18 protein-coding genes and 1 tRNA gene are annotated in these 16,549 nt (G+C 65.2%); 11 read left to right on the top strand and 8 right to left on the bottom strand.

Annotation, left to right across the window (positions count from 1 at the left end):
- Together ACI944_RS04220 and ACI944_RS04215 are read left to right on the top strand one after the other, a co-directional pair.
- Nucleotides 1–958 (top strand): M20 family metallopeptidase (locus ACI944_RS04220; RefSeq protein WP_411717817.1); only part of this gene is annotated, 958 nt, incomplete at its 5' end.
- A 44-nt stretch (nt 959–1,002) separates the two neighbouring features.
- Nucleotides 1,003–1,380: a thioredoxin family protein gene (locus tag ACI944_RS04215; protein ID WP_411717816.1), complete on the top strand. Its 378-nt coding sequence runs from the start codon at nt 1,003–1,005 to the stop codon at nt 1,378–1,380.
- Nucleotides 1,381–1,419: 39 nt separating this feature from the next.
- Here the strand turns inward: ACI944_RS04215 and ACI944_RS04210 are convergent, their stop codons facing one another.
- Both ACI944_RS04210 and ACI944_RS04205 read right to left on the bottom strand, forming a co-directional pair.
- Nucleotides 1,420–2,793: a geranylgeranyl reductase family protein gene (locus ACI944_RS04210; RefSeq protein ID WP_411717815.1), complete on the bottom strand. Its 1,374-nt coding sequence runs from the start codon at nt 2,791–2,793 to the stop codon at nt 1,420–1,422.
- Between the two features lie 161 nt (nt 2,794–2,954).
- Nucleotides 2,955–4,118 (bottom strand): MFS transporter, encoded by a 1,164-nt coding sequence (locus tag ACI944_RS04205; protein ID WP_411717820.1) that lies wholly within the window; start codon nt 4,116–4,118, stop codon nt 2,955–2,957.
- Nucleotides 4,119–4,305: 187 nt separating this feature from the next.
- Between ACI944_RS04205 and ACI944_RS04200 the strand changes: the two genes are divergently transcribed.
- Together ACI944_RS04200 and ACI944_RS04195 are read left to right on the top strand one after the other, a co-directional pair.
- Nucleotides 4,306–5,094: an aldo/keto reductase gene (locus ACI944_RS04200; RefSeq protein WP_411717819.1), complete on the top strand. Its 789-nt coding sequence runs from the start codon at nt 4,306–4,308 to the stop codon at nt 5,092–5,094.
- A gap of 150 nt (nt 5,095–5,244) precedes the next feature.
- Nucleotides 5,245–5,991: a hypothetical protein gene (locus ACI944_RS04195; protein WP_411717814.1), complete on the top strand. Its 747-nt coding sequence runs from the start codon at nt 5,245–5,247 to the stop codon at nt 5,989–5,991.
- 60 nt (nt 5,992–6,051) lie between these two features.
- On the opposite strand, the gene ACI944_RS04190 is transcribed toward ACI944_RS04195, so the two are convergent.
- Together ACI944_RS04190 and ACI944_RS04185 are read right to left on the bottom strand one after the other, a co-directional pair.
- Complete coding sequence (locus ACI944_RS04190; RefSeq protein ID WP_411717813.1) at nt 6,052–7,113, bottom strand: M42 family metallopeptidase; 1,062 nt, start codon at nt 7,111–7,113, stop codon at nt 6,052–6,054.
- Nucleotides 7,114–7,192: 79 nt separating this feature from the next.
- Nucleotides 7,193–7,909 (bottom strand): ATP-NAD kinase, encoded by a 717-nt coding sequence (locus ACI944_RS04185; RefSeq protein ID WP_411717812.1) that lies wholly within the window; start codon nt 7,907–7,909, stop codon nt 7,193–7,195.
- Between the two features lie 84 nt (nt 7,910–7,993).
- Between ACI944_RS04185 and ACI944_RS04180 the strand changes: the two genes are divergently transcribed.
- The gene (locus ACI944_RS04180; protein WP_411717811.1) at nt 7,994–9,055 is read left to right on the top strand and encodes a polyprenyl synthetase family protein; all 1,062 of its coding nucleotides are present in this window, start codon (nt 7,994–7,996) and stop codon (nt 9,053–9,055) included.
- Nucleotides 9,056–9,075: 20 nt separating this feature from the next.
- Here the strand turns inward: ACI944_RS04180 and ACI944_RS04175 are convergent, their stop codons facing one another.
- Nucleotides 9,076–9,480 (bottom strand): DUF5778 family protein, encoded by a 405-nt coding sequence (locus tag ACI944_RS04175; RefSeq protein ID WP_411717810.1) that lies wholly within the window; start codon nt 9,478–9,480, stop codon nt 9,076–9,078.
- A 97-nt stretch (nt 9,481–9,577) separates the two neighbouring features.
- Between ACI944_RS04175 and uppS the strand changes: the two genes are divergently transcribed.
- The 3 genes from uppS (at nt 9,578) to ACI944_RS04160 (ending at nt 12,080) form a co-directional block, all read left to right on the top strand.
- Nucleotides 9,578–10,483, top strand: coding sequence for a polyprenyl diphosphate synthase (gene uppS / locus ACI944_RS04170; protein ID WP_411717809.1), 906 nt, complete (start codon nt 9,578–9,580; stop codon nt 10,481–10,483).
- Between the two features lie 67 nt (nt 10,484–10,550).
- Nucleotides 10,551–11,549 (top strand): lysylphosphatidylglycerol synthase transmembrane domain-containing protein, encoded by a 999-nt coding sequence (locus tag ACI944_RS04165; protein ID WP_411717808.1) that lies wholly within the window; start codon nt 10,551–10,553, stop codon nt 11,547–11,549.
- 192 nt (nt 11,550–11,741) lie between these two features.
- Nucleotides 11,742–12,080 carry a DUF3006 domain-containing protein gene (locus tag ACI944_RS04160; protein ID WP_411717807.1) on the top strand — a complete coding sequence of 113 codons (339 nt, stop codon included), beginning with the start codon at nt 11,742–11,744 and terminating at the stop codon, nt 12,078–12,080.
- A 148-nt stretch (nt 12,081–12,228) separates the two neighbouring features.
- On the opposite strand, the gene ACI944_RS04155 is transcribed toward ACI944_RS04160, so the two are convergent.
- Nucleotides 12,229–12,312, bottom strand: a tRNA-Leu gene (locus ACI944_RS04155).
- A 269-nt stretch (nt 12,313–12,581) separates the two neighbouring features.
- On the opposite strand from ACI944_RS04155, the gene ACI944_RS04150 reads away from it, so the two are divergent.
- Complete coding sequence (locus ACI944_RS04150; RefSeq protein WP_411717806.1) at nt 12,582–13,058, top strand: hypothetical protein; 477 nt, start codon at nt 12,582–12,584, stop codon at nt 13,056–13,058.
- Between the two features lie 24 nt (nt 13,059–13,082).
- Here ACI944_RS04150 and ACI944_RS04145 read toward each other — a convergent pair whose 3' ends face one another.
- Nucleotides 13,083–13,577 carry a DUF309 domain-containing protein gene (locus ACI944_RS04145; RefSeq protein ID WP_411717805.1) on the bottom strand — a complete coding sequence of 165 codons (495 nt, stop codon included), beginning with the start codon at nt 13,575–13,577 and terminating at the stop codon, nt 13,083–13,085.
- 199 nt (nt 13,578–13,776) lie between these two features.
- Between ACI944_RS04145 and ACI944_RS04140 the strand changes: the two genes are divergently transcribed.
- The gene (locus tag ACI944_RS04140) at nt 13,777–14,367 is read left to right on the top strand and encodes an AsnC family transcriptional regulator (RefSeq protein WP_411717804.1); all 591 of its coding nucleotides are present in this window, start codon (nt 13,777–13,779) and stop codon (nt 14,365–14,367) included.
- Nucleotides 14,368–14,388: 21 nt separating this feature from the next.
- Here ACI944_RS04140 and ACI944_RS04135 read toward each other — a convergent pair whose 3' ends face one another.
- The gene (locus ACI944_RS04135) at nt 14,389–14,586 is read right to left on the bottom strand and encodes a heavy-metal-associated domain-containing protein (protein WP_411717803.1); all 198 of its coding nucleotides are present in this window, start codon (nt 14,584–14,586) and stop codon (nt 14,389–14,391) included.
- Nucleotides 14,587–14,809: 223 nt separating this feature from the next.
- On the opposite strand from ACI944_RS04135, the gene ACI944_RS04130 reads away from it, so the two are divergent.
- Nucleotides 14,810–16,549: heavy metal translocating P-type ATPase (locus ACI944_RS04130; protein ID WP_411717818.1), on the top strand; the 1,740-nt coding region annotated here is incomplete at its 3' end.

Raw genomic sequence — 16,549 nt, 5'->3', positions numbered from 1 at the left:
CCCCCTCGGCGAGCGCGACGGCGACCGTCTTTACGGGCGTGGTGCGACGGATATGAAAGGGCCGCTCGCGGCGATGGTCCACGCTGTAGAGGCGTTCGCCGAATCAGAAGTCGACCCTCCGGTCGATCTCGCCCTTGCGGTCGTCAGCGACGAGGAGACCGGAGGCTCAGCCGGGGTCGAGACCCTCCTCGACCGAGGCGTCGTCGACGCAGACGCCTGCGTCATCGGCGAGACGACGTGTTCGAACGGCCGCCACTCGGTCACCGTTGCGGACCGCGGGAGTATCTGGCTGACCCTCGAAGCCGAGGGGACGGCCGCCCACGGCTCCCGCCCCGCGCTCGGCGAGAACGCGATCGACCGGCTCTGGGCGGCCATCACCGCCATCAGAACCCGGCTTCCCACCCGTGATCTCGAGCTTCCGGAGGGGTTCGAACCAATCCTTGAGGAGTCGATCGCCCACTACGAGTCGTCGATGGGCGCGACGGCGGCCCGCGAACTGTTCGAACGGCCGACGGTCAACCTCGGAACGATCGAGGGCGGCGACAGCGTGAACACGGTTCCAAGCGCAGCGAGCGCGCGGCTGGACATCCGTCTGACCGCGGGCGTCGAGACGAGTGAGATCCTCGCTGACATCCGCGAGTGTCTCGCCGACTGTTCGGGCGTCACGATCACCGATACGAGCTGGTCGGTCGGCACCTACGAACCAATTGAGAGCCCGCTGGTCGAGGCGGTCACGGCGGCCGCCGGAAGTGTCGTCGACGCCCCGATCCGTCGTCGGAGTGCGACCGGCGGCGGCGACGCGAAGACCTTCCGGAACGCGGGGATCCCGACCGTCGATTTCGCCTTCGGAACCGACACCGTTCACGCAGTCGACGAGTACATCACGGTCGAGGCGCTCGCGCGGAACGCCGCGGTTTTTACCCGGTTGCCCGCCCTCTGGGCGGCGTCGGGGGCGTGACCGCGCGGTTTCGGGGAGGGCTTATATATCCTGGCGATATAATATTGGGCGTTGTGAGCAATAGTAACTCGAACGCGCGGAGCGGACGCAACCGTTCCGTCGAACTTGCCGACGAGCGGGCGCTTGAGGCGTTTGTTTCCGAATCCGACGCCGCGTTGATCGAGTTCTACACCGAGGGCTGCGGCATCTGTCGGAGCATGGAACCGGTGCTCGGAAACCTCGCCCGCGAACTCGACGCCCGCGTCGGATATATAAATCCCCGGGACGACCCGCCGCTCGTCGAGCGCTTCGACGTCCGGAGCGTGCCGCTGTTCGTCTGTTTCGTCGACGGAGACCCGGTTGCCCGCCGAGCAGAGGGGTTTATAAGCGGCGACGATCTCGCGGCGTGGGTTCGGACTCGGATGGGCGACGACGGCGGCTGAGGCCGACGAAACCAGTTCGCTTTGTCCTGTGGTCGCGGCTCAGTACTTTGGCTCCGCGCCCGTGACCTCGTACACCTCGTCCATGACGGCGTCCCGACGCGAGCGCCACGATTCGAACCCGCCGCTCGTCGTCGGGTAGTCGTCGTACACCGACTTGAGTTCGGTTGCGAGGTTGTTGAGTTTCTTCAACTCAAACAGCGTCGACCAGTGACCGAAGGTTTTGATTGCGGTCTTGATCTTCAGCGGCCACCCCATCGAGGCGGTCCCCTCCAGGGCGAGGGCGTCGGCGAGTTGTTGGCCGGGCATCGCGCTCACGATGTCGACGAGTTCGTCCACGTCGTAGGTGCCACCCCAGATGTTGTACAGGTCCATCGCAGCGAAGCGCTTGCCGAAGTCCGTCTGGACGCGGCGGTTGTATTCCCAGAGGGCGTCCTCGTCGTTGGTTTGGCCATCGGCGATAGCGTCCATGGCGGCCTCGGCGGCCCACGTGCCAGCCTTCGCCGCACCCGGGATGCCGCCGCCGGTACAGGGGTTGACGTGAGCGGCAGCGTCACCGACCGCCATGTAGCCGGGTGCGACCGCCGAGTCGTAGGGCCGGCGGGTCGGCAGCGCCGCCCCGAGTTTGTTCTTCACCGTCGCCCCTTTGAACTCCTCGCGGTTCCGAACGTCGCGTTTGAGGTGTTCGACCAGCTTCATCGGCTCCTTATTCATTTGAAAGCCCAGGCCAACGTTGATTTCGGTCGGCGTCCGCGGGAAGTACCACAGATAGCCGAGTTCGGCGGCCGGTTTGAACACGATGGCGTTGTCCCATTCGACGGGTTCGTCGACTTCGATGACCTCCCGGTAGGCCGAACAGAACTGCTGGTAGTTGACGTTCGTGTCGAAGGTCGTCCCCTCGAAGTCGGCCTTGTCCTGCAGAAGCGACAGCGAGCCCGCGGCGTCGAGAACCATGTCGGCCTCGTACTCGACGACGGAACCGCGTTTCGTGGCGGTGACACCCGTCACCGCTCCGTTCTGGACGATGTCTTGGACGACCGTTTCATAGTGGATTTCGGCGCCGGCGCGGTCGGCCTCCTCTAAGAGGACCTCACCGTAGCGTTTGCGGTCGACGATTGCGCCGCTGCCGCCCCGGAACCCGATGTCGAGGTTCGTGTCGGTCTTGGGGTTCTCGAAGCGGGCGAGCGTAATTCCTTGGTTTGTGAACGACTCCTCGCGCAGGTAGTCGAGATCGATGACATCGGGGAACGTGCTCGTTCCTTTTATAGCATCGCCGCAGGCGATCCGACCGCCGTCCTCCTCACTCTTCCGCTCGAGGAGGGCCACGTCGAGGCCCTCTCGGGCGGCCGTCGCCGCGGCGAAACATCCCGACGTTCCGCCGCCCACGACGACGATGTCGTACGATTCGGGGGGCATATGCTCGGGTTTATGCGGTCCGACGTAAATAACCCATCAGTTGCGATTGTTTTAAAACGTCGCTCTCGGAGGCAGTTATATACTCGACTGGTGTGCGTAGTTAAATATGCCGTTCGTCGTATGTATGAACCGCCGACCTCCGATCGACCCACGAGGCGAACTCACGCTCGCCATCCCCCGACAGCCAACGCCGCCGCAAGCAGGCACTCGGATCCCAACAGCGCGACGAGCGCGCCGAAGGCGACGGCCCACCCTGCCACGTCCGAAAGCCCGCCGACAACGACGCTCCCAAGCGCGCCCAACAGCATGTACACAGTACGGACGAGCCCGAACCCTGCAGCGCGCTCGCTCGACGAGAGGCTGTCGATGAAGCGAGATTGGACCGGCGCTCCCCAAGACATTGCCACGCCGACGAGCGGGACGGCCGCGACGATGGCGCCCCCGGAGCCAACGACGAGGATCGCGTAGCCGACCGCGCCGGTCCCGAAGGCGACAGCGGCGACAACGTCTCGACCGATTCGATCTGACAGCCCACCCAAAACGGGCTGTGACACGCCATGAACCACGAAATAAAGCGAAAACAGCGCGCTCGCCGCCGCCGGCGACCGCCCGTGATAGCCGATAAGAAAGGCCGGAAGGAACGACGCTGTCGCCTGCCAGGCGAACGCGCCGCCGACGGCCATGACCGTCGAGTAGCGGATCTCCGGCCGGCCGAGCAACTCGACCAGCGGCCCGAGTTCGAATCGCGACCGCATCGATGTCCCGGGGCGGGCCGGCGGCGTCGGCTCGATCTGTAGCCAAAACAGCGCGAAGACCGGGATCGCTACGCCCGCCCCCAAGAGCAACGCCGGCCGCCACCCGTACCGGGATCCGACCGCGGCCGCCGCGACCGGGGCGAGAAGCCCCGCGAGGGGGCCGCCGCTCACGTGGATCCCGATAGCCCGGCCGACACCCTCGAAGTGCCGGGCGAGAAACGAAGTGGCGACGCTGTAGTGGAGGCCCGCCCCCGCGCCGAGGACGACCGCCGTCGCCGCGAAGACCGGATAGGAGGGCGCAGCCGCCAGTAAGAAACTTGAGGCGGCGGTCAGCCCCACGGCCGTGAGGATGACCCGCCGCTCGCCGATCCGATCGGAGAGCACGCCGCTCGGGAACTGCGAGAGCGCATAGGCGGCCCACATCCCCGAGAGCGCGAGGCCGATCGCCCCCGTCGAAACCGAGAAGTCGGCGGTTATCTCGGGAATGACGGGGCTGATTACGAGGCGGGCGGCCATCGTCGCGGCGAAGGCGAGGGTACACAGCGCAAGGGCAACGTGTCGATACGCCACGTTATGATGGTTCCCGCCGGGGTTGAAACACCCTTTCGATGCGGCGGTGCGTCCCCACCAATCGTCCGCACCTAGGACCTCGACGACACGCACACGTGCGGCCCCGACGACATCCCAACTATTTTCGCGCCGAGGCCGCTACTCCGGGGCAATGACACAGCGAGCGCTCGTCCCGGACCAAAGCGGGATGCCGGGACTCGGCCTTGGAACGTGGGAAAACGAGGATCCGGACGCCTGCGCCGAATCCGTCCGGACTGCTCTTGAGTCCGGGTACAGACACGTCGACACGGCTCAGATCTACGGCAACGAGTCGGCTGTCGGTCGCGGTATCGCCGACGCCGACGTCGACCGTGAGGACGTCTTCCTCGCGACGAAGGTCTGGATCGACAAGCTCGCCCACGACGACGTGCTTGCGTCCACTGAGGAGAGCCTCGCAAAGCTCGGCACGGAGTACGTCGACCTGCTGTACGTCCACTGGCCGGCGGGCAAGTACGACCCCGAGGCGACGCTGTCGGCCTTTGAGGAACTGCACGAGTCCGGCACGATCGACCGCATCGGCGTCTCGAACTTCGAGCCGAACCACATCGAGACTGCCCGCTCGGCTGTCGACGCGCCGATCTTCGCGAACCAGGTTGAGATCCATCCTCTCCTTCAGCAGCGCGAACTCCACGAGTTCTGTTCGGATGCCGGCATCGAGTTGGTCGCGTACTCACCGTTGGCCCGCGGCGATGTCTTCGGCGTGGACGTCCTCTCAGAAATCGCCGACGACCGCGGGGTTAGTGAGGCGCAGGTCAGCCTCGCCTGGCTCCGCGCCAAGGACATCGCCGCGATCCCGAAGGCGACCGGGGCGGACCACATCCGAGACAACTGGGCGTCGCTAGAGCTTGAACTGACCGACGACGAAGTCGCGCGAATCGACGACATCGACGGCGAGCGTCGGAAGGTCGATCCCGACTTCGGCCCGGCGTCGTGGTGAGACGACCGGCGCGGTGAGTCGGGAACGTTGATTTCCGAGGCGTGGCGGCCGGTCCACGCGGTGCGGTAGTCGTTCCCGGAATGTGGCGACCGCTCCGCCTCCGGCGCGGAGGTCGGAAGCTATTTTTATGCCCGAGGGGAGGGTGGTATCATGACGGATGGCGGCCTCGTAGCGGGGCTAAAAGTCGACCTCATTCGGCTCCACGAGACGTGGATGGAACTCGTTTTTCCCCGACAACGGACGGCTGTCCACACGGTCCTCGGAAAGTGGCAACCAACAACCCGTAGCGACTGGATCAAATACCGGGTTTGGGGCGCGCTGGGCGTGCCGCTCGTCGCGCTCCTCTACCCGCTGTTGGTCGTCGGGTTCGCCGTTCGGTTCAACGCCCGCCGCCTCGACAGCGCGAGCGCACGCTTGGGCGCGATCGGTGTCGTCCTCGTCACCGCGCTGCTTTGGGGCGGGTTGACGGTGCTCGCCAGGCTCCGGCTCGATTTTAGCGGTGTTGTCGCTGTCGGCGCGGCGAGCGCCGTCGCGGTCGTTTCGGCCGGGCTGGCGGCGGTGTTCACCCGCGGCGGCCGCGGAACCACCGTTGCGCTCGCGTACCCGTTCGCGATGAATGCTATCTTCCTCCCGCCGATCGTCGCGGCGCTGTACGACCCCTCGTTGAGCGGCGTCTTAGAGCGCAGCGAGGACCTCGCGATCTTTCTGCTCGACAGCTTTCTATACGTTTACGACATCAACGAGTATCTGCGGGCGAACTTCAGCCTCGAGGGCGTCGGCGTCGTGCTGATGTGGATCGCGATCGCGACCCCCATCGGGTGGCTGTTCGGCCTCGTTGTCACCCTCGCGGACGTGATCCGGCCGCAGTCCGGCGAGGAGGCCGCCGAGGAGTTCTGAGACCGAGACGGATTACAGAACGTCGAGACGAAAACTCACGAGTTCAGTCGCGGGGGGATCTCAGAGCGTGTAGTCGTGCGTCCCGTCCTCCGTTCGCAGCGCCGCGACGAGCAACTCGATCGCCGCGTCGAGGTCGTTACCGTGGACGCTCTCGGTCGGCGTGTGCAGGTACCGCGTCGGGATCGAAATCGCACCCGCGGGACGGGCTCCGCCGGCCCGCTGGAGGCCCCCCGTGTCGGTCCCGCCAGCCGGCAACACCTCGAGTTGGCTCGCTATCCCACGGTCCTCGGCCAGCCTCCGGAGCCGTCGGTGGAGTTTGTGATTCGTGATGACGCTTGAGTCCTTCAGTTTGATCGCCGCCCCCTCGCCGAGTCGGGTCACCTGCTCGCCGGCCTCGAAGCCGGGAACATCGTTCGCGACCGTCGTGTCGAGGTTGTACACGAGATCCGGGTCGAGGTCGACGCCGAGTGCTGAGGCTCCGCGGAGGCCGACCTCCTCTTGGGTCGTCGCGGCGAAGTGGACTGTCACGTCCGGTTCGTCGATCCGGCGGGCCGCTTCGATCGCCGCGAGCACCGACACCCGGTTGTCGAGGGACTTGCCGGTGACGAACTCGCCGACGCGTTCGGTCCGGCCCTCCATCGTGACGAGGTCGCCGACAGAAACCCGTTCGTTGACCGCCTCGGCGTCAAGGCCGAGATCGACGCGGACGTCCTCAACGCCCTGTTCGGCCTCCATCTCTTCGTCTGTCAGCGTGTGCGGCGGCACCGCGCCAATCACGCCCGGTAGGTCGCCGCCCTCCGCGTGGACCGTGACCCGCTGTGCTCGGAGAATGCGCGGATCCCACCCGCCCAGAGCATCGAGTTCGAGAAAGCCGTCATCGTCGACGTGTTTTATCATGAACCCGATCTCGTCGACGTGGGTCGCGACGACGACCTCATAGGAGGGGTCGATCCCCTCGATGGTGCCGACGAGGTTTCCCATCGCATCCGATCGGAGCCGGTCGACGTGGTCGTCGAGTTCCGTGCGGACCCGTTCGCGGATCCGGTCCTCGTAGCCCGGTACGCCGGGCGTCTCGACGAGGTCTGCGAGCAGTTCGTAGTCGAACGCGAAGTCGGCCGACATGCACGGATGTGAGGACCGACGATTTATAAACCGTCGCGGTCGATCCCCGTTTCTCGGGGCCACGACCGACTGCGGGTACTTAGAATGGCCCGGACGACTCGGGGAGGGCGTATGTCTCGACCGAGCCGACCCGCGAGAGCGTCACCGGGCCGCCGGCGTCGACGGTCGATTCCCGGCGGCCGTCGGCGAGCAGTTCGACCGGCGTCTCGTCGCGCTTGACGGAGAGTCGGACCGAATCGAGAGGAAGGGCCCAGTGGTCGATGGAGGTCGCGAAGGGCGCGATGGGCACCACACTCGCGACCCCGGTGCCGGACGCGACGACGGGACCGCCGGCGTTGTGGTTGTAGCCGGCGCTCCCGGCCGGCGTCGAGGCAACGACGCCGTCAGCCCGGAACCGCGCCACCTGGTCTTCGCCGCTGTGGACGGCAAACTCGGAGATCCGAGCGGGCTCAGCGGCCGCGAGCGCGATGTCGAACACCGCCCGGACGGGCTCGATCGAACCGGCCGCCTCGACGACCGGGTGTTGCACCGTCGGCGAATCGCCCTCGAGCGCCCGCTCGATCGCGGCCTCAAGTCGGTCAAACGGGACCGCCCGAAGGCCGGGATCGGCTCCGACCGCCAACACCGGCACCTCGGGGACCGACCGGGCTACGTCAACGATCGCGTCCTCGCCCGCGGCCGCGACGAACCGGACCGACCCGAACTCGGCCGGCCCTCCGATCGGCTCGCCTCCGGCGGCTTCGACAGCCGGAGCCAACCGCCCATCGCCGACGACGCCGACGCGCTGTCCGCTCATCTACCGGGATAAGGGACGGGGGGTTGAAAAGTCCCGCCGTCGGCGACGCGAGAGTTTTTCATGCGCCACCGCGACCGTTATTACATGCACAGCGCACTGTCGGAGTGGCGGCCGGTGGTCGACACGACGATCGAATCGCTGCTTCCCCGTACGATCGACGACGCCTACCTCACCGAGTTCTTCGGCGAGGCGACCTACGCTTACGACCCGACCGCGCTTCAGGGGGCGCTGTCGGATCCAATCTGGAACCTCCTCGACCGCGGGGGAAAGCGGTGGCGCGCGGTGCTGTTTTTAGTCTTCGTCGAGGCGTTCGGCGACGACCCCGAATCGTATCTCGAATACGCCGCCATCCCGGAGATACTCCACAACGGAACGATCATCGTCGACGACATCGAGGACGGCGCGACCCACCGCCGCGGCGACTCCGCTCTGCACCACGCTTTCGGCACCGATATCGCGCTCAACGCCGGCAACGCGATGTACTTTCTGCCGTTAAAGATAATCGCGCGGAACCCAGGCGACCTCCGGCCCGAACTCCAACTCGACGCCTACGAGATGCTGATGGACGAACTCAATCGAACCCACCTCGGGCAGGGGATGGACATCCGTTGGCACAACGAGAAGCGGATCGACATCGGCGAATCGAAGTATCTCGAAATGTGCGCCTGCAAGACTGGGGGTCTCGGCCGAATCGTGGCGCGGCTGGCGGCGATTGTCACCGACACGCGCGACGTCGAGCGGGCGGTGGCAGAGTACGCCGAGGAGATGTCTATCGCCTTCCAGATCGCCGACGACGTTCTCGACGTCGAACACGCCTTAGAGGAGGGTGGCGACTTTGGCAAGGGGGTCGGCAACGACATTCGCGAGGGCAAAAAGACCCTGATGGCGATCCACGCCGCCGAGTACGCCACCGCGGAGGACGTCGCGCGCCTCGAGGAGATCCTCTGGGCCGACGAAAACAGCGACGCGGAAGTCGTCGAGGCGATCGAGATCCTCCAGTCGGCCGGCAGCGTCAAGTACGCCCGCGACGTTGCCCTTGACCTCTCGGAGTCGTCCGTCGCCCGGCTGGACGACCTCGGCCTTGAGTCCGAGCCGAAGGAGGAACTGGCGACGTTCGCGGAGTTCGTCGTCGGCCGAGAAACCTGAACGGGCGCCCGAGCGCCCCGTTACTCGCCGCGAACGCCCGTCGCGTCGAAGCCGAGTTCTTCGACGCCCTCGACGATCGCCTCCTGATCGGCGTCGGCCTCGTAGTAGAACACCACGTCGTAGGTCCCCTCCCGAATCAACTGTTGGCACTCCCAGACGAACTCCTCGCCGTCGAGCGTGAGCCCCTGATGTTGGTTAATTCCGAACTCCTCGTTGTCGTTTCCGGAGTAGACGTAGGTATCGGTCGGCTCGATCCCCGTCGCCTCGGCGATGATGGTGCCGACATCGAGGGTGGCTTGATGCAGCGTCGGCTCCTCATCGCTCGTCAAATCAGTGTTGACGATCACGCCGTTGAGCTGTATTTCGCCCGGTTCAAGAAGCGCCTTCGTCCGCTGGTAGAGGTCGTTGTCGACGGATTCGGCCATATCGGATCAATCGTAACCGAAACTAATACACGTCACGATCCGTGTCGAGTCCCCGAAAGAACAACACTAATTGCGCCGGAGGGGATAGATTCGATAGATGCTCCAGCGCCTCCGGGAGGTCACGCGTCGTCTCTACGAGCGCGTGCTCGAACGCGAGATCGGCGGCGTGCCAGCACACGTCGCGGTGATCCAAGACGGCAACCGCCGGTACGCTCGCGAGCACGGGGAGGAGACGACCGACGGACACCGCGCGGGCGCCGACACGACAGAACGCGTTCTCAAGTGGTGTGCCGACCTCGGCATCGAGGAGTTGACGCTGTACGCCTTCTCGACGGAGAACTTTGATCGCCCCCCCGAGGAGCGCGAGGCGCTGTTCGACCTCATCGCCGAGAAACTCCGAACGTTCGCGGACCGCCCCGAGGTCCACGACCGCGGTGTCCGCATCCGGGCGATCGGGGAAACACAAAAGCTGCCGGAGCGGGTTCGCGAGGCGATCGCCTACGCCGAGGAACGCACCGCCGACCACGATGCCTTCCAATTGAACGTCGCCCTCGCTTATGGCGGCCGCGCCGAACTCCTCGGCGTCGCTCGCGACGTTGCCCGGGCGGCCGCAGCCGGCGAGTGTGATCCCGAGGACGTGACCATCGAGACGGTCGAAGATCGGCTCACGACGGGACCGACGCGGGATGTCGACCTCATCATCCGGACCGGCGGGGCCGAGCGGACCTCGAACTTCCTACCGTGGCACGCCAACGGCAACGAGGCCGCCGTCTGCTTCTGTGCGCCCTACTGGCCGGAGTTCTCGCGGATCGACTTCCTGCGAGCGATACGGACCTACGAATCGCGCCGGGAGTCGTGGCGAAAGACCCGCGCTCAGCGAGCGGCGGCGCTGATCCGGGCCGTCGGGGGCAATCTCGAGGAGTCCGGCGGGGTGGCCGGGGGTCGATCCGTTGCCCGGGGCGATCACGAGGAATCGGGTGACAGCGACGCACCGCTCGGGTGACCCAGCCGTCGGCGTCAGCCGACCGACGGCCGACTGATATATACGTATTTTTATCAGTGGCGGACGGATGCAGCACATACCGATGCGGGACAACCTGAAAGCGCTACTCAGCGTGGTCGCGGCGATCCTCGCGTTCGCGGCGATCTTTCTCTTCGTGGATCTATCCGAGGTCCTCACGGTCATCCGTGAGTCGGATCGGCGATACGTCTCTATTTTGTTCGTCTCCATGACGGCCGCGATCCTCATGCGGGGATACGTCTACGTCCGATTGCTCTCGCTCGTCGGGTTCGACGGCGGAATGCGCCGCGGGCTGTGGCTGTTCTTGGTGTATACGGTGTTTCGATACACCCTGCCGTACGCCATGGCCGGGACGCAGACGGTGTTGGCGTATCTCTCCTCGCGAAACGAACGCGTCGACGTCGAACACGCGTTCGGCGCGGTATTGATTGCCGACATCCTCGTGTACGTTCCACACTTCACGCTCGGCGCCGCCGGGATTCTCACCTACAGCGGTACCGTGCCCGATGGAACGCTACTCTCGACCGGGCTTCTCGTTGGTGGTCTCGTCGCGGTGCTGTGTGTCGGGTACTATCAGCGCTGGGTCGTCTACCGCATCTTCGAACGCCTGACCGGAGGAGTAAACGCCGTCCTATCGCGGGTCGGTGGCCGGACACCGGACATCGGCGGATCGTCGCGGGTGTCGTCGTTCTACGAGTCGATCGACCGAATCTCCGCCAGCCGCCGAGCGACCGCGAGCGGGGTGCTGTTCGGTCATCTGGGAATGCTCTTTTTGATGCTCCCGCTCACCGTCGCCGGATACGCGGTCGGCGTGACCATCCCCGTCGGACTCGCGGCCGGCATCGTGATGACGACGAAGTTTTCGGGGGTTCTGCCTACGCCGGGTGGGGTGGGCGGGATAGAGGCGATCATGATCGCAATGCTCGTTACTGTTGGGGATGTCGGAGGCGCGACCGCCACCGCGGTGACGCTTCTGTACCGGCTTTCGACCTACTGGTATCTGATTCTGCTCGGCGGGGTCGCCGCGGCCCCGCTGCTGCGGAACTGAACCTGTCAAGGAGTCGAACAGAATGAAGCTCCGTTTTCACTGCTCTCAGGGGTCGCCCCGTCTGAAGTGACGAGAGAGCTTAGGCGCCGTCGGATTGCGCCCGACTACCCGCTCCTATCGGCCGGCCAACTAGTCGATCACTCGGTCGATCGGCCGACGGTTTATGTACGGTGACGGGACCACCCCGTCTCGATGCGTCACGTACTCGCGCTGTCTGCACTCGTTGTGATCGTTGCGGTCGTCGCGACCGCCGCGACCGTCGCCTCGGGCATTTGTTTCGCGGAACGCGCCCCGGATCGAACCGCCGTCGTCGACCGCCTCGGGGACGATCACGCCGTGTTGCTCCTCGAGCGCGGCGACGGAGCGCCTGAGCAACGCGTCGTCGACCCGGGGACGCTTCCTGCATCCGGGAGACACGAGGGGGCGGTGCTTACCGTCGCGGACGGTGCGTACACGCACAACCGACCGGCCACGAAGGCCCGCGAAAGCACGCTTTCTCGTTGGTTCGACGCTCTCGCCGGGCGGATGTGAGGGCCTGAAACGCTCCGCTCCGAAACGAGCGCCACATTCCCCTGAAAGCCGTGGCTGTCGGCGTTACCACTGAGATGAGTTGGAAGTTGTTGCGAGGGAAGGCCGCTCCGAGCGCGGTCTTCCGCATCACGGGGGGTGACCCCGGCGATGCGAGGGGAGGGATTTGAACCCACGGACCTCTACAGGAGCGGATCTTGAGTCCGCCGCCGTTTCCGGGCTTGGCTACCCTCGCACGCGATGGTTCATTTGAGGTTGATCGGGTAATCCTTTTCGGATTGAATCGCCAGACGGTGGCTGTCCGCTGAGTTCTCACCGTTGGATTCTGTCGAATCGATCTTGCTGCCGAGCGTCCGGCGGACGCCCCCGGACTCCCCCGATGGTCGGTAGATCGGGAAAACCGAATCGGGAACTCGATCACGACGAGCGATTCGAGGCTGGTCAGCGTGCGATACTCCCGCTCCGAAACGGACGACAAAAATATCTCGACACCCAACAGGATGTATGACCGATCACCCGCGACTCGCCTCGACCGACGAGGACGAACCGGCGATCGCCGTCACGCTCGATCCTGACGGGGGGGCGAACTCCAACACCCCCAAACGGGAGACGTTCACGCTATCGACGCGGGCGGCCGGACTCGTCGTCGATGAGCTTGAGTACTCCGGAGACGAGGAGGTGGCGTCGGTGACGACTAGAGTCCTACTTCTCACCGGCGGTGCGTACCTGCCGGATGAGAAGGTCGATCCCGTCGATGTCGTCCAGCGTCTTCGGTCGCCCGACGGCGGCAAACACCCCACTGACAGGGAGGTCGAACGCGTCGCGAAGTACCTACGAAGCGCCGAGGTTGAACAGCGCGTCCGATGGCTCGCGGAGGAACTCGTCGAAGGGAGCCGACTCGCCGAGGTGATGTCGGCCGAGGAGATCCGGACACAACGTGGGCGAATGAACGGGCTTCGTGGGATCGCAAAGGATTTATAAACGACGACCCGGCGACTGCACGTGCTACTCTAGTCGCTTTGCGTACTCGTAGTCGACATTCCCGGCCGTGGGCTGTGATCCGTCGAGCGTGATCGTCCAGCCATCGAGGGCGGTGGCGTCCTCGAGTGCGTTCGTGAGTGTGGTTCTAACATTGAGAACATCGACCCCGTAGTAGTCGTCCGGGACGCCGTGGAGATACTGTAACGCTGTCTCGAAGAGACTGCGCATACCGTCGTTATTCTCGAAGTCGAAGTGCTTGTACGCGCCCGCCGCAACCTGAACCATGCCGTGAGCAAAGGCACTTTCGACGGTTCCGCTTCCATAATTATACCACTCCGATTCAAAACAGTCATGCGATTCATGAAACTCGCCGGAGTTGTATAGGCGGACGCCATGAATCACCGCCCGGCGAAGTGTTCCGTGTTCCCACCCATTGGATACCCCCCGGCCTTGCTGCCACCCTGTTGGGTTTCCTGAAGTCGGCGGGGCTACGGTTGGGTCCTGCGTGTGTTCGTTCATAAGCTACTTGTTGGCCGTACGCCGAATACTACCGCGTCGCACCTAATGCCGTCGCAGATACTCGGGAGATACCGAATGGTGTCAGCCGTGGGTACCCACGGCGACGTTGTGAGCCACCGGGACGGGGAGTGACCGCCGCCTCGACGAATCGGGGGCGTACCGCGACAGGCCTTTTAAATCGGACACGCAACGACGATTCATGCGGGACCTCGATGAGACCGACCGGGAACTCCTCCGGCTGTTGCTTGCGGACGGCCGGGCCGCGTACAACGAACTCGCCGACGCCGTGGGGCTTTCCCCGCCGGCGGTGAGCGACCGGATCGATCGGCTCCGCGAACTGGGCGTCATCAATCGATTCACCGTCGACGTCGACCGATCGCGACTCCGCGAGGGGACGCGTCTGGCCGTGATACTCGACGTCGAACCGGGCGAGACGACGACCGTCAGCGAGGCGCTGGCCGACGTCACAGGGGTTGAACACGTCTTTGCGACTGCCGACGGCCGGCTGTTCGTCGTCGGAACCTTTGCCGACGCGGACGTCGAATCGACGCTATCGCCGGTCTTCTCGACGGGCGCGGTCACCGATGTCGACGTGTCGCCGCTCGTCGGGGCCGACTGGCATCCGGTTCTCGGCGACGCGACACTCGGGCTCGAGTGCGTCGAGTGCGGTAACAGCGTCACCGCCGAAGGGGTTAGCGCGACGATCGACGGCCAACGCTACGAGTTCTGTTGTGCGTCCTGCCGGGCGCGCTTCGAGGATCGATACGAAGAGTTCAGGGAGGGCGCTTGAACCGGCGACGAACCGACTAAATTAAGCCGAGACCTCGTACCCGGCGTCCACGATTGCGGCCACCAACGCATCGATGCTGGCATCGCCCTCGACGACGACCTGGCCCGCCTCGTGGTCGGCGTCGGCGCGCTTGACACCCTGTACCTCGTTCACCGTGTCCTCGACGTTCGTCTCGCACCCGTCACACGCCATGTCTGTCACTGGTAGGGACGTTGGCATGTCCGACCGTGTGTGTCGGCGGGCTTTTTGATATCGGTTTGTCGATGTCGCTCCCCGCCCCGGTCTCCCGACCTTCATTTTGATATTATCTCATTCGGTGACTGTTGGCTTTGTAATCGGTATTGTAGATCTGCTTCGCTTTGTTTTCAAAAGGACAAACCGCATGAACGTCGGACCCGTATATACAAACATGACGAGACGCGAACGCATCGGTGTCGGCGGGATGCACTGTTCGACGTGCTCGGAGACCGTCGCCGAGGCGCTCGAAGCCATTGACGGTGTCGCCGAGGCGTCCGTGAACTACGCCACCGACGAGGCCACCGTCGAATACGATCCCGAGGCGACGGGACCGGAAGCGCTCTACGCGGCGATCGATGAGGCCGGCTACGAACCGCGCCGGGAGCGCCGGACGATCGGCGTCGGCGGGATGCACTGTTCGACGTGCTCGGAGACCGTCGCCGAGGCGCTCGAGAAACTCCCGGGAGTGCTCGAGGCGTCCGTGAACTACGCCACCGACGAGGCCACCGTGGAGTACAACCCCGAGTCGTTCTCGATGGACCGGGCCTACGCGGCGATCGATGATTCGGGGTACGAACCGATCGAGGCCGGCGATGACGACACCGATGGTGAGTCGTCCGCCGCCGAACGCGAACTCCACAAACAGCGCCGACTCGTGCTCTTCGGCGGCGTCCTCGCGCTCCCGTTTATATACCTGATGACGGCGATGATCGCCCCGTTGCCCAAACCGGAGGCGATCGTCGGTATCCCCGTCGGCTGGATCCAGTTCGTCGTCGCGACGGCGCTGATGGCGACGCTGGGCCGGGAGTTTCTCGTCGGCGCGTACACGGCAGCGAGGAACGGGACCGCGAACATGGATACGCTCGTCGCGGTCGGTACAAGCGCGGGCTATCTGTTCAGTACGGCGGTTGTCCTCGGCGCTATCAGCGGCGATCTCTACTTCGAGGCCGTCGCGTTCATCCTGTGGTTCATCACCATCGGTAACTGGCTCGAAGCCCGCTCGAAGGCCCGCGCCTCCGACGCACTCCGGGAGCTGCTCGAACTGGAGGCTGACGACGCGACCGTGATACGTGACGGCGAGGAGATCACGGTCCCGACCGAGGACCTCGAGGTCGGTGACGTGATGAAGATCCGCCCCGGGGAACGGATTCCGACCGACGGGGTCGTCACCGAGGGCGACTCGGCCGTCGACGAGTCAATGCTGACCGGCGAGTCCGTCCCGGTGGAGAAATCGCCCGGCGACGAGGTCGTCGGCTCGACGATCAACGAGAACGGCGTCCTCCTCGCAGAGGCGACGAACGTCGGCGAGGACACCGCGATCCAGGGGATCGTCCGCCGGGTCAAGGAGGCACAGTCGCGACAGCCGGATATTCAGCGGCTCGTTGACCGCGTCAGCGCGTACTTCGTCCCCGCGGTCATACTCAACGCCGTCGTCTGGGCGGTGCTTTGGTACGCCTTCCCGACCCAACTGCACGGGATCGCCGAACTGCTCCCGGTCGGACAGGTCGGCGGCGGCCCGGTCGCCGGGGGCGTCCCGGTCTTTGAGTTTTCGATGATCGTCTTCGCCTCGGCGGTGCTCATCGCCTGCCCCTGCGCGCTCGGGCTTGCGACCCCAGCGGCCACGATGGTCGGATCGACGATCGCAGCGCGGAACGGCATCCTATTCAAGGGCGGCGACATCCTCGAACGCGTCCGCGAGGTCGACGCTGTCGTCTTCGACAAGACTGGCACGCTGACAGAGGGTGAGATGCGGCTGACCGACGTCGAACCGGTTGCCGGGGCGGCGAGGGCCGACGGCGGCGCAATCGCCGAACCAGCGCCTGACGAGGCGTTCGTCCTCTCGGTGGCGGCGAGCGCTGAGTCGGGGTCGGAGCACCCGCTCGCCGAGGCGATCGTCCGGGGGGGCGACGAACGCAATATTGAGTTGGCCGACGTGAGGTCGTTC

It is taken from the genome of Natronomonas sp. (genome assembly GCF_046710025.1).
Lineage (GTDB): Archaea > Halobacteriota > Halobacteria > Halobacteriales > Haloarculaceae > Natronomonas.
Note: the sequence above shows the minus strand (reverse complement) of the source record. Positions and strands in the feature narration are given on the sequence as shown.